Raw genomic sequence first — 16256 nt, 5'->3', positions numbered from 1 at the left:
GACGTTCATGTCGCACGCGACCATCGAGAAACCCGTCGAGGCTGACGCGCCGCCGACGACGCACGGCACCGACGAGAAGGGGAGGAAGACCACACGCACGATCCTCGCGATCGGCTTCGTGGTCGTCGTCGCGCTGGCTCTCCTCCTCGTCTTCACCGCTCCGACCGAGGAGTCCTCGCGGATCACGATCGGGTTCTCGCTCAACAGCTTCTTCCTGTGGCTGGGCGGTCTGAATCCGCTTGTGCAGATCCCCGCTGTGCTGCTCGTGTTCGGCGTGGTCGTGGCGATCATCCTCGTGCTGATCGAGTTCGCGCCCCGCCCTGGTCGCGGCTACTTCATCATGCGGCTGGTCGCGTGCCTCGTCATCCCGGTGCTCGCGCTGCTGTTGCTCCGTCCCTACGCGAACGCCGTCGTGTACGTCGTCGCGATCGCGCTCCTCGTCGGGGCGCTCCTCTTCTTCGCGGACTTCCGCGCGCGGCAGGGAGCGGGCTATCTCTTCCAGCTCGTGCTGTTCATGGCGCCGGCGGCCATCATGCTGCTGCTCGGCCTCATCTACCCGGCGATCTCGACGATCTTCAAGTCCTTCTTCGACAAGACCGGCGACGAGTTCGTCGGGCTCGAGAACTACATCTGGGTCTTCACCAACCCGGTCGGCACGTCGTCGGTGATCAACACCATCATCTGGGCGCTGCTCGCTCCGGTCATCTCCGTGGTCATCGGCCTCGCCTACGCCGTCTTCATCGACAGGGCCCGCGGCGAGAAGTTCCTCAAGGTGCTGGTCTTCATGCCGGTGGCGATCTCGTTCGTCGGCGCCGGCATCATCTGGAAGTTCATGTACGACGCCCGGCAGGGTGACCAGATCGGTCTCCTCAACGCGATCGTGACCGCTTTCGGCGGCGACCCCGTGCAGTGGCTGGCGATCAAGCCGATCCTCAACACGCTCATGCTGCTCATCGTGTTCATCTGGACCCAGACCGGCTTCGCCATGGTCATCCTCTCGGCCGCGATCAAGGCCGTGCCGGTGGAGCAGATGGAGGCGGCCGAGCTCGACGGCACGAACGCCTGGCAGCGCTTCCGCAACGTGACCGTGCCCGGCATCCGGTCGTCGCTGATCGTCGTGCTCACGACCATCACGATCGCCTCGCTCAAGGTGTACGACATCGTCGCGGTGATGACCGGCGGACGGGACGAGACCAGCGTCCTCGGCTTCGAGATGGTCAACCAGCAGCAGCGGTTCCAGAGCTACGGGCACTCGTCGGCGCTCGCCGTCGTGCTGTTCCTGTTCGTGTTGCCGCTGATCATCTACAACGCCCGATCGATGGCCAAGCAGAGGGAGATCCGCTGATGAGTGCAACGCAGGCCACCGTCGTGGACAACCGCACCAAGCGCCAGGTGGCGCGGGACACGCGCCGCAACGAGGCGACCGCCCACAAGAAGCTGACCTCGAAGGGGGCGACGATCGCGGCCGCGGTCATCGCGCTCTTCTGGACGATCCCGACCTTCGGTCTCTTCGTGACGTCGTTCCGCCCGGGTGCCGACACGCAGAACAGCGGCTGGTGGACCGTCTTCTCCAACCCGGAGTTCACGTTCGACAACTACGTGCAGGCGTGGAACTCGGGCGGCACCTCGACGACCCTCGCGACGGCCTTCATCAACTCGCTGGCGATCACGATCCCCGCGACCGTGTTCCCGATCGTGATGGCGTCGCTCGCCGCGTACGCGTTCGCATGGATCGACTTCAAGGGTCGGAACATGCTCTTCATCTTCGTGTTCGCGCTGCAGATCGTGCCGCTGCAGATGGCCCTCGTGCCGCTGCTGAGCCTGTTCTCGGACGGACTGACGATCAACGACGTACCGATCTTCCCCGGGTTCGGCCTGAACGAGGTGCAGTACAGCTTCGCCCGCGTCTGGATCGCGCACGCGATCTTCGCGCTGCCGCTCGCGACGTTCATGCTCCACAACTTCATCTCCGAGATCCCCGGCGAGATCATCGAGGCGGCCCGCGTGGACGGCGCCGGACACGGTCAGGTCTTCTTCCGGATCATCCTGCCGCTGGCGGCTCCGGCGATCGCGTCCTTCGCGATCTTCCAGTTCCTCTGGGTATGGAACGACCTGCTGGTCGCGACGATCTTCGCCTCGCCCGGCGCCCTGCCGATCACGCAGGCGCTGAACTCGCTCTCCGGGACCTGGGGGAACAAGTGGTTCCTGCAGTCCGCGGGAACGTTCATCTCGATCATCGTCCCGCTGATCGTGTTCTTCGCCCTGCAGCGCTTCTTCGTGCGCGGCCTGCTGGCCGGCGCGACGAAGGGCTGACCCTTCGACGGGCTCAGGCCCTTCGACAGGCTCAGGGACCCAGGTTCTGGGTCGCTGAGCCTGTCGAAGCGGCGGTGAAACACAGCCCCGGAGGCGAGGGCCCGCGCCGTACCCTGAACAGATGAAGTACGCAGACTCGATCGTCGACCTCGTCGGCGACACGCCCCTGGTGAAGCTCCAGCACGTCACCGAGGGCATCGCGTGCACGGTGCTCGTGAAGCTCGAGTACCTGAACCCGGGCGGATCGGCGAAGGATCGGATCGCGGCCCGCATCATCGACGCCGCCGAGGCCGCGGGCGATCTGCAGCCGGGGGGCACAATCGTCGAGCCGACGAGCGGCAACACCGGCGTCGGGCTCGCCCTCGTGGCCCAGCAGCGCGGCTACCGGTGCGTCTTCGTGCTCCCGGACAAGGTGGGCGAGGACAAGATCGACGTGCTCCGCGCGTACGGTGCCGAGGTCGTCGTGACCCCGACCTCCGTCCCGGCGGACAGCCCGGAGTCGTACTACAGCGTGAGCGACCGGCTGGCACGGGAGATCCCCGGGGCCTTCAAGCCGAACCAGTACGAGAACCCGAACGGGCCGCGCAGCCACTACGAGACGACGGGGCCGGAGATCTGGCGCGACACCGACGGGCGCGTCACGCACTTCGTCGCCGGCGTGGGGACGGGCGGCACGATCACCGGTACAGGACGCTACCTGCGCGAGGTGTCCGACGACGCGGTGCGCATCATCGGCGTCGACCCCGAGGGCAGCGTCTACAGCGGCGGCACCGGTCGGCCCTACCTCGTCGAGGGCGTGGGCGAGGACATCTGGCCCGGCGCGTACGACCCCGCCGTCCCGCACGAGATCGTCGCGGTCGGCGATGCGGAGTCGTTCGCGATGACGCGGCGCCTGGCCCGCGAGGAGGGCATCCTCGTCGGCGGCTCCAGCGGCATGGCCGTCGTCGGGGCGCTGCGGGTGGCGAAGGACCTGCCGGCGGACGCGGTCATGGTCGTGCTCCTCCCGGATGGCGGACGCGGCTACCTGGGCAAGATCTTCAACGACGGCTGGATGCGCTCCTACGGGTTCAGCGAGGTGGAGGAGGGGGAGACGGTCGCCGACGTGCTCGCCGCCCGGGCCTCCCGCCACGGCCTCCCCGACCTCGTGCACGCGCACCCCACCGACACGGTGCTCGAGGCGATCGGCATGATGACGGAGTACGAGGTCTCGCAGCTCGTCGTCCTCAGCGCGGAGCCGCCGGTGATGATGGGCGAGGTCGTGGGCACCGTCGACGAGAAGGGCCTTCTCGACCTGCTCTTCCGGGGCGACGCCGAACCGAGCGACGCCGTCGGCGCACACGTGGGGGAGCGGCTGCCGCTCATCGGCATCCACGCGTCGGTCGCGCAGGCGCGGGCCGCGCTCGCCGACGCCGACGCCCTCCTCGTCACCGAGGACGGCAAGCCGCACACCGTGCTGACGCGACAGGACCTGCTCGGCTACCTCTCCCGGTGACGCGGGACGTAACAGGCCGGCACCCGTCGGAGGGCTCGGACGTAGGCTGAGAGCATGTCCGACCACGACCACGCCTTCGCCACCCGAGCCATCCACGCCGGACAGGCGCCCGACCCGATCACCGGGGCGATCATCCCGCCGATCTACCAGTCGTCGACGCACGTGCAGGACGGCATCGGCGGCTTCCGGGAGGGCTACGAGTACAACCGTGCGGGCAACCCGACGCGCTCCTCGCTGGAGACGCAGCTCGCCGCTCTCGAGGGCGGGGTCGGGGCGCTGTCGTTCGCGTCCGGTCTCGCGGCCGAGGACGCGCTGCTGCGCGGCATCCTCAAGCCCGGCGACCACGTGCTCCTCGGAAACGACGTCTACGGCGGCACCTACCGCCTGCTCACGAAGGTCCTCGCGCCCTGGGGGATCGACACGACCACGGTCGAGCTCTCCGACGTCGACGTGATCCGCGCGGCGATCCGTCCCGAGACGCGCATCGTGTGGCTGGAGACGCCGAGCAACCCGCTGCTGAAGGTCGTCGACATCGCGCTCATCGTCGAGGTGGCGCACGCGGCCGGTGCCCTCGTCGTGGTCGACAACACGTTCGCCTCGCCGGCTCTGCAGCAGCCGCTCGCGCTCGGCGCCGATCTCGTCGTGCACTCGACGACGAAGTACCTGGGCGGGCACTCCGACGTGCTGGGCGGTGCCGTCGTCTTCGGTGACGACCGCTTCGTCGAGGCCGTGAAGTTCCAGCAGTTCGCGGTGGGTGCGGTCTCCGCACCTCTGGACGCCTGGCTGACGACCCGCGGCATCAAGACCCTCGCGGTGCGGGTGCGCCAGCACTCCGAGAACGCGCAGGCCATCGCCGAATGGGCCCAGGCGCGGCCGGAGTTCGCGCAGGTGTTCTATCCCGGCCTCGCGTCGCACCCCGGTCACGAGATCGCGGCGCGGCAGATGAGCGGCTTCGGCGGCATGCTGTCGCTCGGTCTCGCTGCGGGTGCGGACGCCGCCCGGGCCTTCGCCGAGAGCACCCGCGTGTTCCAGCTCGCCGAATCGCTCGGCGGCGTGGAGTCGCTCATCGGCTACCCGCCGGAGATGACCCACGCGTCGGTCCGCGGCACCGAGCTCGCCGTCCCGGAGAACGTCGTGCGTCTCTCGGTCGGCATCGAGGACGTGGCCGACCTCATCGCGGATCTCGAGGAGGGTCTCGCCCGCATCGCCCGCTGACCGGCACGGCGACCCGCGATCGCGGGGGCGTCCGTCACAATGGGACGATGAATCGACGGATGCTGCTGTGGTGGGGCGTCGCCTGCCTCCTCCTGGCCACTGCCCTCGGCGCACTCGTCGTCTTCGTGTATCCGCAGACGCCGGGGCTCGACCAGTGGTGGAACGACACGATCGCCGCGGTCCGCGCGGACTGGATGCTGAGCTTCGCCCTCGCGCTGAACTGGATCGGCGGTGGCTGGGTCGCCATCCTCGCCGTGCCGCTGGCGACCATCGCCGTCCTGCTGCTCCTGCGCCGATGGCGGGGGGCGCTGTTCGCCGCGTTGTGCTTCCTCGTCAGCGCCGGTGCCGTCCAGCTCCTGAAGAACGTGTTCGGCCGCGCCCGCCCGCACGACATGCTCGTCGTGAGCGACTACGGCTCGTTCCCGTCCGGTCACACCGCGAATGCGGCGACCATCGCCCTGGTGCTCTGGGTGCTCTTCCCGCGGGTCTGGGTGGCGATCGTGGGGGCGGCCTGGATCGTGCTCATGGCCCTATCGCGCACCTTCCTGTCGGTGCACTGGGCCACGGACACGCTCGGCGGGGCGTTCGTCGGCGCCGGCGTCGTCCTCGTGCTCGCCGCCTGGCTGGTGCCGTGGGTGCGACGCGACGTCGAGGCGACCGCCCGCGCCGATAGGCTGAGCGGAACCTGACCCGTCCGAGGAGCCCCCGTGTCGCGCATCCGTCCCTACCGTCCGACCGATCGCCCGGCGATGTTCGAGATCTGCCTGCGGACGGCCGACGCCGGGGGAGACGCCACCGGGGTGCTGTCCGATGACGAGCTGTGGGGGAACCTCTTCGCGGTGCCGTACGTCGAGCGGCACCCGGACCTCGCCTGGGTCGTGGAGGCCGAGGACGGGCGCACCATCGGCTACATCGTCGCCACCGACGACACCGACGCCTTCTACGCCTGGTTCCGCGACGAGTGGTGGCCGGGCCTGCACGCGCGCTATCCGCGATCGGCGGACCCGCAGACGCGCGAAGAGAAGCTGATCGAGTACGGCTACACCAGGGAGCCGGGGGTCGAGCCGCATGCCGCCGAGTACCCGGCGCATCTGCACATCGACCTGCTGCCGGAGGCCCAGGGGCAGGGACTCGGTCGCGGTCTCATCGAGACGCTCTTCGCAGAGCTGCGTCGGCGCGGTGTCCCGGCGCTGCACCTCGGCATGGACCCCGCGAACTCCGGCGCGGCCGCGTTCTACGAGCGGCTCGGCATGACCGTGCTCCCGTCCGCGCCCGGTGGTCTGACGTACGGGGTGCGCTTCGACGGCTGACGCCGCCCGAAACGAGAGAAGACCTCCGCGATGCGGAGGTCTTCTTCGTCTGTGGCGGTGACGGCGGGATTCGAACCCGCGGTTGCTTGCACAACACACGCTTTCCAAGCGTGCTCCTTCGGCCGCTCGGACACGTCACCAGGGAACAACCTGTCCATCCTATCCGATGTCCCGGGGGCCTCGTGACATACCGGCGATCCAGGCCTGCGGTCGCGAAAGCTGTTATATTGCACCTCGTCAGAGGCCTGTATATCTTCATATGAAGACGCAACGGCGTCAGACGGATCCGGTTCTCTGGGGGGATCATGGGGACGAGTGCGACGACGGCACGGCAGGGCGACGGGTCGATGGGCGAGGACCCGCTCCTCGGGCCGCAGGCCCTGCGGGCGTGGGTCACGGGCGGGCATGCGGCACGCGGTCGCGTGTTCCTGCGCGAGGCGGAGACCGGCGCTGACGCCCTCGCGGCTGCGGCCGACCCCGAGGACGTGATCCTCGAGCCCGCAGGATCGGTGCCTCGGCCGGGGGCGGCTCGCGTCGTCGGCTACGCAGGACGGCTCGCCGACCTCGGCGACGAGCTGTTCCTGGGGGAGCGCGGCGTCGAGCTCCAGGACTACATCGCGGCCTCCTTCGTCCAGATCGTCGGACCGACGGCGATGCGCTTCTTCGACGAGGCGGGCTGGCGTGCCTTCCTCGACGACGCCGATCTCGCGCGCGGCACCGGAGTCTTCGCCGCGGCCATGCTCGACCCGCGGGTGCTGCTCGCGGACCGCTCCGCTCTCGCGCGGACGCAGGAGGTGGAGGCTCCGCGCGCCCTCCGCATCGACGCGGACGGCGGTGTGCATCTCGGAGTGCAGGGGGAGGCGATCGACCACGTGGACGACCTCCCTGCCGCCCTCGGGAAGGCCCTGCCCCTGGCGTCGGCGCTGGGCGGCGTGCCCGGCTCGGCGGACCTCATCGTCGAGCTCGACCGCCGGCCGTGGCTCCGCCGGTACCTCGACGCGGCCGATCTCCGGAAGATGCTCCGCCTGCCGAACGGCGCCGCTCGCATCGCGGGCTTCGGGTGGGCGCTCCTCGATGACGACCTCGCGGACGCGGAACCCTTGACCGACGACCCGTTCCTGCTCGACACCGCCGAGGGGTTCCTGCTCGCCGATGTCCGGACGCTCCGCCGGCACCTCCTGTCCCCGCTGACCGCTGCGGTGGTCGACGCGATCCAGACCTCGAGCACACGCGGACGTGCGGCGGCGCGCGTGGCCCGCGCCTGCGGAGTGCCCGATGCCCACGCGCGGCATCTGTGCCTGGAGGCGCTCGCCGCGCTCGGAGTCCACCTCGGTGCGGGGATCGAGGACACCTCGGGGGGAGGAGCACGATGAGCGCGCCGCACGCGCTGTGGACGTCGATGCTCCCCGCCGACACCGCCTTCCCTCCGGATCGGGTGGCGGTCGGCGCCTCCGGGCATCGCCTCTTCTACGCCGACGGCTCCGACCGCCTCTGCGCGACCAGCGGCCTGTGGAATGTGCCCCTCGGCTTCGGCAACCCGGCGGTGACCGAGGCCGTGAGCAGGGCGACGCGCGACGCCTCCTACCTCTCGCTGTTCCGCGCCCCGCACCGGTACGCCGAGGACGCCGCCGATGCCCTCATCGCCCTCGCGGGTTCCGAGCGCTACCGGCGGGTGATCTTCTCCACCTCCGGCGGGGCGGCCAACGACGCCGCCATGAAGCTCGCCCGGCAGTACTGGGCGCAGCAGGGCGCGGGCTCGCGGTCGCTCGTCGTCGGCCTGCGCGGCAGCTATCACGGCACGATGTACGGCAGTCACGTGCTGAGCGGCGACGACCTGCTGCAGTCGGTCTACGGCGTCGACCGGCGCACGGTGCGGCACGTGTCGCACGCCGACGACGGGGCGGAGCTCGAAGCGCTGCTGGAGCGTGAAGGCTCCCGCGTCGCCTCCGTCGTCGTGGAGCCCGTCCTCGGGAGCGGCGCCCACGCGCTGTCCGCCGCCTTCGTCCGTCGCCTCCTGGAGCTGAGGGAGCGGCATGGGTTCCTGCTGGTGGCAGATGAGGTGGCGACCGGCTTCGGGCGCACGGGCGCGATGTTCGCCACCGATCGCTGGGCGGCCGCACCGGACGTCCTCCTCGTGTCGAAGGCGCTGACGAACGGGGCGATGGGAGCGGCGGCGCTCCTCGTCGGCGACCGCATCGCGACGGCGTTCGCCCGCGGCGGATGGACCTTCGTCCACGGCGAGACGCAGGCGGGCACGCCGGCCTGCGCGGCCGCGGTCCTCGCCGTGATCGACGAGCTCCGCCGCATCGACGTCGAGGCCACCACGCAGGCCCTGGCGTCGACGCTGCACCGCCTCGCGCGGACCTGGCAGGAGGACGGGATCGTCACCGACGTCACCGGCAGCGGCTGCTTCGTCGGGGTGGGGCTCCGCGGCCCGGACGGGTCCCCGCTCTCCGGGACCGACGTCCTGGAGGTGGTGTCCGCCATCGCCGACAGCGGCGTCGTGGTGCACCCCGGTCCGAGCTCCTTCCAGCTCATCCCCGGCTACGGCTTCACCCCGGCGGAGGTGGCCGAGACCGACCGGTCCGTGCGAGGCGGCCTGGCACGGGTGCGCGAGGCGGCGGCATGACCGTGCCGTTCACCGCACGCGTCCCCACGCTGTGGCACGGGCCGCGCGCACGAGAGACGATGGCGGGTCTGACAGCGGGACGTGACACGCTGGTGATCGCCGACGCCGCCGTCGCGCACCCCCTTCCCGCCGCAGCGTCCGCCCGGACGATGACGGTGGACGCCTCGGGGGTGGACGAGCTCGGCGTCGTCCTGATCGCCGAGGAGCTCGTCCGACGACCGCCCGAGGTCATCGTGGCCGTCGGCGGCGGAAGCGTCCTCGATGCGAGCAAGATCGCGGCCCTCGCGCTCAGCCCCGGACGCCTCCTGGACTTCGCCCTGCGGCACGCGGCGACCTCGGCGCTCACGATCCTGCCCGACGCGCCTCCGCCGGTCGACATCGTCGCGATGCCGACGACGCTCGGCACGTCGTCGGAGACGAACAGCGTCGCCATCCTCCGGAACCGCTGCGGAGCCCGGCTCCTCGTCGGTCGCCCGCTGCGTCCGCGCCACGCCGTCCTCGATCCCGACCAGCTCGCCACGCTCACCCCTGCTGCCGTGCGAGAGGGAGCGCTGGAGGCGTTCCTCCGGGTGGCCGGCGCCTCGACGAGTCCACGGACGGCGCGGGCCGACCGCGACGCGCGGATCCTCGGTCGGGCGCTGCTCGAGGCGGCCGCGCGGGACGTGATGTCGACGACGGGACGACTGCGCCTCGCGCGGCTCAGCGCCGCGACCCAGCGCACGGCCGCCCTCCGCGGGCCCGATCCGTACAGCGCCCGCCACTGGTACCTCGCGAACGAGGTCGCCTTCCATCTCGGCGTCCGCAAGATGCCGGCCACGGCGGCGGTCATCGCCGCCGTCTGGCGCCGGATCGGTGCGGGCGATCCGCGCTGGGGCGACCGCGCCAGCCTCGACGCCTTCTGGGCCGGCGTCGCGGCGGGGACAGCACTGCCTCGTGACCCGGCCGCCGGCATCGCCGCCGTCGTCGATCAAGGAGGGCTCCCGTCACCGCCGCGCCCGAGCGCACGGGAGATCGATCGGATCGCCGCCGCCGTGGAGACGGCGTGGGGGGATCACCGCCCCATGCTGCGCGGAGTCCGCGCCGCGGACGTCCGCGCTGTGCTCCACGACTCCCGGTGGAGCCCGTCCCCGGTCGGCGATCGCCGGCCCGAGCAGCGGAGAGGAGGTGATGGGAATGAACGAAAGCACGGAGATGAGAATCCGGTTCCAGGAGCTCGACCCGATGGAGGCGCCCAGCTGGGACAGCTTCTACCAGGGCGTGATCGGCGCGCTGGTCCTCATCGGGATCGGTGCGGCAGCCGCCACGTGATGCCGTCCGGCAGCACCCGATCGGAGAAAGGAAGGAGGGACGCATGACCGCAGCACTGCCGGCGCTCGAGTTCACCGAACTCGAGGCCATGGACGCGCCGGGCGATGCCGATGACTACATCCGCGGCTTCGCCGTGGGCGTGATCATCGGAATTCTCGCTCTGACCTAGGAGGTGCACTGTGCAGTCCACGTCGCTGGAGTTCCTGGAACTCGAACAGATCGACACCCCGCTCGAGTGGTGGGAGCACGCGAGCTACATCATCGCGATCATCGGCGGAGCCGCCGCCATCGCGACCTGACAGCGGGTGCGGGCGGGATCGTCCGCCCGCACCCCCCGACCATCCAGCCGAGGAGAGGCGATGCACGGATGACGTCCCTGATCACCGAGACCGTGGCGGCACGGCTCGACCTCGTCGGCGCGACCGCCAGGGCACAGGACCTGTACGCCGGAGCCGGCACCGACTTCTACGACCGGCTCGTCGGCCCGGACCGAGCCGAGATCCGCGAGGTCCTGGGGCTCGCGCACACGGCCTCCGGACCCGTGCTGGACCTCGCCGCGGGCAGCGGACGGCTGACGATCCCGCTCGCACGCTCGGGGCATCGCGTCACGGCGGTGGATCTCTCTGCGGACATGCTCGCGCGTCTCCGCGGCGCCGTGCCGCACGGGGCGACCGTCGAGTGCGTCGTGGCGGACATGCGCGACCTCGCGCTCGGCGAGCACTTCGGCCTCGTCGTCCTCGGGGCGACCTCCATCACGCTGCTCGATGGCGAAGACCGGGCGCGTCTCTACGCGGGCGTTCGACGTCATCTGGCCTCCTCCGGCGTCTTCGCCCTCACCATCGCGGACGGGGCGTCGGCGGACGCTCTCGTACTCCCGACCGACCGCGAGATCACGGTCCCCGGCAGCGCGGGAGACGAGCCCTTCCTCTTCGCGCAGCAGATCGAGGACGACGGCGCCGTGCGGCTGGTCAACTGGGTCCGCCTCGCGGACATCGCCCCGCGCGCGGAGGTGCCGGTCCTTACGAGTCGCCTGCACGTGCTGAACCCCCGACTCCTGGCCGACGAACTCGTCGAGGCCGGTTTCGCGGCGCCCGAGACGTCCCCGGTGCGGACGCCCGTCGGCGTGGAGATCCTCCTCCTCACCACCACCCGCGCCGAGGATGGAAGGGGCGGGCGATGACGACGGCAGGACCACGAGCCGTGCGGCGACGTCGCGGACGAGGACGGGACGCCCTCACCGCCGAGTCGTGTCCGACCCTGGCCGCCGGCGTCGCGTTCGAGCCGACGGCGGAGGGCTCCGGGTGGCTCGCCACTGTCCAGGGCGTGCCGTCGGCGCGGCTGTCCCGACCGGTCGTCGACCTGCTGACGGCGATGGACGGCCGCACCGCGGTCTCCGCGCTGCGTGCCCGTTTCGCGGCGGGGGAGACCGATGAGAGCGTGCTGCGACTGATGGAACGCTTCCGCGACACCGGGCTCCTGGACGGGGGTGCGTCCCGGCTGCCCGGTCGTGTCACGTATCGACCGCCGTTCACCGTGCAGTTCGCGACCCTCCGCGCGTCCGCGCTCTTCGCGCGTCTCGACCGTGTGGTCGTGCCCGTCCCGCATCGTGCGGTCCTCGCGGTCGTCGCCGCGGTGGTCGGTGCCGGGACCGTCGGCGCGGCCCTGCACCTCGGCGAGCTGGGTGCCGTGCTCGCTCGTCCGGTGCCGCTCGCCGGCTTCGCCCTCGTCGTCGTGGCGCTCGGCCTCGCGACCCTGGTCCACGAGACCGCGCACGGGCTCACCCTCACCCGGCTGGGAGGCCGGCCGCGGCGCGCGGGGTTCATGCTCCTGTACCTCACGCCCGCCTTCTTCGTCGATGTCACGGACGGCTGGCGGCTCCCCGACCGACGGCATCGTGTGGCGATCGCCCTGGCCGGCCCCGCCGTCCACGCCACGGTGGCGGCGGTGGCGATGCTCGCCGCTCTCGCCCTGCCGTCGTCGGCGGCCCGCGAGACACTGCTGCTCCTCGCGATCTCCTGCACGGTCGTCGTGCTCGTGAACCTGATCCCCTTCGTGCGCTTCGACGGGTACCTCGCCCTGATGAGCGCCCTGGACGAGCCGAATCTCCGGAGGAGGTCGATCCGCGACGGCGCGGGCTTCCTCGCCCGCCTCGTGTTCGGGGCGCCGCGGCAGCCGCGGGCGCTGGAGCGGTGGTGGAGCGTGCCGTTCGGTCTCTGCTGCCTGGCGGCCCCGGTCGTCATGGTGCTGTTCGCGGTCGTCCGGACCGCGCAGCTGCTCGACGGAGCCGGCCCGGCGGCGAGCCTCTTCGTGCTCGCTCTGGAGGCCGTCGTGGTCGTGGCGGGCGTCGTCCTCCTGGTGCGCGCTCTGGTCCGGATGTGGCGATCCGGTGCCTCGCGGTTCCGCCTCGTCGGCGTGACCGCCGCGCTCGCGGCCGGAATCGTGGCCGCCGGCATCCTCGTCCCGGTCCCGACGGCCGCGGTGCTGGGGTTCTCCGTGGACGACGACCGGGTGGTCCTGGTGCGGGGCGGACGGGATCCCGGCACCCGCATCCCGGACGGCGCCCCGGTGGTCTTGTCGACGCGGGGCATCCTCGCCAGCGAGTACCGCGGCGAGGGGACGATCAGGACCCGACCTGCGACGGAGACCGAGGTGCCGGTCGAGGCGCTCTTCCCGGTCAGGACGCCCGGGGCATCGGTCCCGGCGACGGCCGTGGCGGAGGTGGAGGTGTCGGGGGAGCGCAGCGCCCTCCCGGCAGCGGGACAGGCGCGCGTGCAGCTCGGCACGGCGCCGCTCTGGCAGGCGCTCTGGGCGGCGGTCGCGTCGCCGCTGGCAGCTCTCACGAGCGAGGAGGAGAGAGGATGACCATGAATCAGCACGCCATCGAGGTACGCGGCCTCACGAAGAGGTTCGGACGCCGCACCGCTGTCGAGGATCTGTCGTTCGCGGTGCCCCGCGGGGCGATCGTCGGGCTTCTCGGCCCGAACGGCGCGGGGAAGTCGACGACGCTGCGGGCGATCGTCGGTCTCGTGCGGCCGACCAGCGGCGAGGCCGTGATCGACGGGGCGCCGTTCGGGGCGCTGGACAACCCGGCCGCGCACGTCGGCGTCCACATGGACGGGTTCGGCTTCGAGCCCGGCATCTCCGGGCGACGGCACCTGGAGATCTGCCGACTCGCAGCCGGTGCGCCGCGCGGCCGCGTCGACGAGGTGCTGGACGAGGTGGGCCTCGCCGCCGATGCGCGCCGCCGCGTGAAGACCTACTCGACGGGTATGGCGCAGCGGCTGGGCCTGGCCGCGGCGTTGATCGGTGGGCCGCGGACGCTCATCCTCGACGAGCCGGCCAACGGTCTGGATCCCGACGGCATCCGCTGGCTGCGCGGGTTCCTCCGCGGCTTCGCCGAACGCGGCGGCACGGTGCTCGTCTCCAGTCATCAGCTCTCCGAGCTCGAGCAGGTCGTGGACGAGGTGGTCGTCATCAAACGACGCGCGCTCTTCGCCGGGAGGCTGGACGACCTCGTCACGGGCGGGGCCGACTCGCTCGAGAGCCGGTACTTCGATCTCGTCGAAGGAGCCCCCGCATGAGCGGCGTGATCCGGGGCGAACTGCTGCGCGCGGTGAGCGGGCTGTCGATCCTGGCCGTGTACCTTGTCGCGGTCCTCATGCCGGCCTTCGTGCTCTTCTCCGACGGCTCCCGTCTCGCGGTGGACGGCCTCGACGCGGGCGCGGCGACAGCCCGGCTGCTGGAGCCGCTCGCGTGGTCGGTCATCTCGGCGGCGTTCGTCGGCGCATACCCCGTGACGCGGGAGTACTACTACGGCTCCATGGACCGGACGCTCACGGCGGTCGGGTTCCGCCGCGCCTTCCCGGGGAAGCTGGTCGCCGGCGTCGTCATCGCCCTCGCGCTGGCCGTGGTCGTCATCTTGCTGTGGATGCTCGGCATCTCGTTCTTCCTCGCCCGGCACGGGCTCAGCCTCGTGTTCACGGCGGAGGCGGGGCGCATCGTCGCGGGGGCTCTGGGCGGCGTGGTCCTCGGCGCCCTCATCGGCGGAGCGATCGGCTGGATCACCCGGAACTACTACGCGACGGCGATCATCGTCCTCGTCTTCCCGATGGCGCTGGAGTTCGCGATGCTGCGGACGGCGCCCGAGATCGCGCGGTTCTCGCCGGGAATGGCCATCGCGGCGCTGAGCGTGCCGGAGTACCAGGGCCGACTGCTCGCCTTCGCGCCCGCCCTCGCCATCGGGACGGCGTGGGCGGTCGGCCTCGTCGCGCTCGCCGCCGTCCGGGGACGCCGGAGCGTCGCGTGATCGGTCGAGCGTTGCGGGCACAGGCGCGGGGCGCGGCCGGGGACGTCGTCCTCTTCGGGGTCGCGCTGGCGGCCTTCCTGCTGTCCCTCTCCCTGGCGACGAGCATCCCGGCGGAGCTCGCCGAGGCCCCGTCGGCGGCCCGGGAGGAGCTCGTCGCCCCCTTCGACGCCGTGCTCGCGACCTACGCCGGCATCCTCGCGGCCGTCTACGGCTCCTTCCGCTACACGATCGACCGGCGGGACGGCGTCGTCGCGCAGCGGCTGATGCTGGAGTCGCGGTGGGCGATGCTCGTCGTCCGCGTGCCCGCCGCAGCGCTGGGCGGCGCGGTCGTGGCGGTCGCCGCGGTGGTCGGCGGGCACACGGCGCTTCTCGTCACCCTGGGCGGCGTCCCCGTGCACGCGCCGGCCGTCGCGTCGGCTGTCGCCCTCGGTGCGGCCGCGGCGCTGTGGGGTCTGGGGATCGGCATCGTCGTGCAGGCGCATCTCGCGGCGCTCTTCGTCGCCGCCCTCTCGATGGGGGTGGGCCTCCTCGCGGCGATGTTCTGGAGCGCCGGCGCCGTCTATCTGCCGCTTCCCGCCCTGCTCGACGCCTTCCGGTTCGACGTGGCCGCCCTGGGCATCCCCGCGGGCGAGGGGCTCGGGCCGGCGGCGGTGCCGATCGCGGCGGGCTGGATCCTGCTCGCGGTCGGGGCGGGAGCGGTGGTGTTCCTGCGGCGGGACGTGAGCTAGCGCGACGGGAGGCGACGTAGGATTCCTGGGTGGCCACCCCCAAGATCGTCCTCTTCTACGCGTTCACCCCGCTCGCCGATCCGGAGGCCATCCGCGTCTGGCAGCGTGACCTCGGCGAGGCGCTGGGGCTGCGCGGACGGCTGCTGATCTCGTCGCACGGCGTCAACGGCACTCTGGGCGGGGATCTCCCGGCTCTGAAGAAGTGGGCGCGTTCGTTCCGCTCCTACGCCCCTTTCCGGGACACCGACATCAAATGGAGCGAGGGCACCGGACTGGACGAGGCGGGCCGCAGCCTCGATTTCCCGAAGCTGAGCGTGAAGGTGCGCGACGAGATCGTGTCGTTCGGCGCCCCGGATGAGCTGCGGGTCGACGCGCACGGCGTCGTCGGCGGAGGGGCGCGGCTCACCCCCGACGAGCTGCACGCCCTGGTCGCCGAGCGCGGGGACGAGGTCGTGTTCTTCGACGGCCGGAACGCGCTGGAGGCGGAGATCGGACGCTTCCGCGGCGCCGTCGTGCCGGACACCGAGACCACCAGGGACTTCGTGCGTCTGCTCGACTCCGGCGTGTACGACGACCTGAAGGGCAAGCCCGTCGTCACCTACTGCACCGGGGGCATCCGCTGCGAGGTACTGTCGAGCCTCATGGTGTCCCGCGGCTTCGGCGAGGTCTACCAGCTCGAGGGCGGGATCGTCCGGTATGGCGAGACCTATGGCGACGACGGCCTCTGGGACGGATCGCTCTACGTCTTCGACGGGCGCGGATCCGTCGACTTCTCGGACCACGCGCGGGTGATCGGCGTCTGCGCGGGATGCGGGGCGGCGACGAAGCGCACCGCGAACTGCCCCGACCCCTCCTGCCGGGCGCAGTTCGTCGTCTGTGCGGACTGCGACGCGGTCGCCTGCCCGACGCACGCGGAGCCGTCCGCCGCGCACCTCTGACCGCGGCGCCTGCCGAC

General features: G+C 71.5%; 17 protein-coding genes, 1 tRNA gene and 1 pseudogene. 18 read left to right on the top strand and 1 reads right to left on the bottom strand.

The features are described 5' to 3' along the window. Positions 1 to 7 precede the first annotated feature (7 nt). The 6 genes from B7W94_RS10205 (at position 8) to B7W94_RS10180 (ending at position 6330) form a co-directional block, all read left to right on the top strand. Positions 8 to 1345, top strand: coding sequence for a carbohydrate ABC transporter permease (locus B7W94_RS10205; protein WP_025104230.1), 1338 nt, complete (start codon positions 8 to 10; stop codon positions 1343 to 1345). After that, positions 1345 to 2313 (top strand): carbohydrate ABC transporter permease, encoded by a 969-nt coding sequence (locus tag B7W94_RS10200; protein WP_025104231.1) that lies wholly within the window; start codon positions 1345 to 1347, stop codon positions 2311 to 2313. The genes B7W94_RS10205 and B7W94_RS10200 overlap by 1 nt, the downstream gene beginning before the upstream one ends. 121 nt (positions 2314 to 2434) lie before the next feature. Further along, positions 2435 to 3805: a cystathionine beta-synthase gene (locus B7W94_RS10195; RefSeq protein WP_062765045.1), complete on the top strand. Its 1371-nt coding sequence runs from the start codon at positions 2435 to 2437 to the stop codon at positions 3803 to 3805. Between the two features lie 54 nt (positions 3806 to 3859). Next, the gene (locus B7W94_RS10190; RefSeq protein WP_085606295.1) at positions 3860 to 5020 is read left to right on the top strand and encodes a cystathionine gamma-synthase; all 1161 of its coding nucleotides are present in this window, start codon (positions 3860 to 3862) and stop codon (positions 5018 to 5020) included. A gap of 47 nt (positions 5021 to 5067) precedes the next feature. Then, entirely contained in the window at positions 5068 to 5709 is a 642-nt protein-coding gene (locus B7W94_RS10185) for a phosphatase PAP2 family protein (RefSeq protein ID WP_234024150.1), read from the top strand. An 18-nt stretch (positions 5710 to 5727) separates the two neighbouring features. Then, the gene (locus B7W94_RS10180) at positions 5728 to 6330 is read left to right on the top strand and encodes a GNAT family N-acetyltransferase (RefSeq protein WP_139833306.1); all 603 of its coding nucleotides are present in this window, start codon (positions 5728 to 5730) and stop codon (positions 6328 to 6330) included. Between the two features lie 52 nt (positions 6331 to 6382). On the opposite strand, the gene B7W94_RS10175 is transcribed toward B7W94_RS10180, so the two are convergent. After that, positions 6383 to 6470 (bottom strand) — tRNA-Ser (locus B7W94_RS10175). A gap of 165 nt (positions 6471 to 6635) precedes the next feature. On the opposite strand from B7W94_RS10175, the gene mpaB reads away from it, so the two are divergent. From mpaB to trhO, 12 genes and pseudogenes are all read left to right on the top strand, one after another. Then, positions 6636 to 7703: a daptide biosynthesis RiPP recognition protein gene (gene mpaB, locus B7W94_RS10170; RefSeq protein ID WP_253247424.1), complete on the top strand. Its 1068-nt coding sequence runs from the start codon at positions 6636 to 6638 to the stop codon at positions 7701 to 7703. Continuing rightward, the gene (gene mpaD, locus B7W94_RS10165; RefSeq protein ID WP_085606292.1) at positions 7700 to 8959 is read left to right on the top strand and encodes a daptide-type RiPP biosynthesis aminotransferase; all 1260 of its coding nucleotides are present in this window, start codon (positions 7700 to 7702) and stop codon (positions 8957 to 8959) included. Before mpaB ends, mpaD begins: the two co-directional genes overlap by 4 nt. After that, positions 8956 to 10059: pseudogene (gene mpaC / locus B7W94_RS10160) on the top strand (daptide-type RiPP biosynthesis dehydogenase); the annotation flags it as partial. The gene mpaD and the pseudogene mpaC, both read left to right, overlap by 4 nt. A 67-nt stretch (positions 10060 to 10126) precedes the next feature. Beyond that, positions 10127 to 10267, top strand: coding sequence for an MpaA1 family daptide-type RiPP (mpaA1, locus tag B7W94_RS18560; protein ID WP_367379568.1), 141 nt, complete (start codon positions 10127 to 10129; stop codon positions 10265 to 10267). A gap of 43 nt (positions 10268 to 10310) precedes the next feature. Next, entirely contained in the window at positions 10311 to 10436 is a 126-nt protein-coding gene (mpaA2, locus tag B7W94_RS18485; protein WP_257721411.1) for an MpaA2 family daptide-type RiPP, read from the top strand. 10 nt (positions 10437 to 10446) lie between these two features. After that, on the top strand, positions 10447 to 10566 hold the full coding sequence (mpaA3, locus tag B7W94_RS18480) for an MpaA3 family daptide-type RiPP (protein WP_301178377.1): 120 nt from the start codon (positions 10447 to 10449) through the stop codon (positions 10564 to 10566). A gap of 68 nt (positions 10567 to 10634) precedes the next feature. Then, positions 10635 to 11447: a daptide-type RiPP biosynthesis methyltransferase gene (mpaM, locus tag B7W94_RS10155; protein ID WP_172400108.1), complete on the top strand. Its 813-nt coding sequence runs from the start codon at positions 10635 to 10637 to the stop codon at positions 11445 to 11447. Next, a complete protein-coding gene (gene mpaP / locus B7W94_RS10150; protein WP_139833305.1) occupies positions 11444 to 13129 on the top strand; it encodes a daptide biosynthesis intramembrane metalloprotease in 1686 nt (561 codons plus the stop codon). The genes mpaM and mpaP overlap by 4 nt, the downstream gene beginning before the upstream one ends. Continuing rightward, positions 13126 to 13848 carry an ATP-binding cassette domain-containing protein gene (locus B7W94_RS10145; protein ID WP_115642562.1) on the top strand — a complete coding sequence of 241 codons (723 nt, stop codon included), beginning with the start codon at positions 13126 to 13128 and terminating at the stop codon, positions 13846 to 13848. The genes mpaP and B7W94_RS10145 overlap by 4 nt, the downstream gene beginning before the upstream one ends. Beyond that, positions 13845 to 14573, top strand: coding sequence for an ABC transporter permease (locus B7W94_RS10140; RefSeq protein ID WP_085606288.1), 729 nt, complete (start codon positions 13845 to 13847; stop codon positions 14571 to 14573). The genes B7W94_RS10145 and B7W94_RS10140 overlap by 4 nt, the downstream gene beginning before the upstream one ends. Then, positions 14570 to 15301, top strand: a complete 732-nt coding sequence (locus B7W94_RS10135) for a hypothetical protein (protein WP_085606286.1) — start codon at positions 14570 to 14572, stop codon at positions 15299 to 15301. The genes B7W94_RS10140 and B7W94_RS10135 overlap by 4 nt, the downstream gene beginning before the upstream one ends. Before the next feature lie 29 nt (positions 15302 to 15330). Then, positions 15331 to 16239, top strand: a complete 909-nt coding sequence (gene trhO / locus B7W94_RS10130) for an oxygen-dependent tRNA uridine(34) hydroxylase TrhO (protein WP_085606284.1) — start codon at positions 15331 to 15333, stop codon at positions 16237 to 16239. Positions 16240 to 16256 lie beyond the last annotated feature (17 nt).

Origin of the sequence: Microbacterium sp. LEMMJ01 (genome assembly GCF_002114135.1) — a bacterium.
Taxonomy (GTDB): Bacteria; Actinomycetota; Actinomycetes; order Actinomycetales; family Microbacteriaceae; genus Microbacterium.
This window is presented reverse-complemented; position numbering and strand designations above follow the sequence as displayed.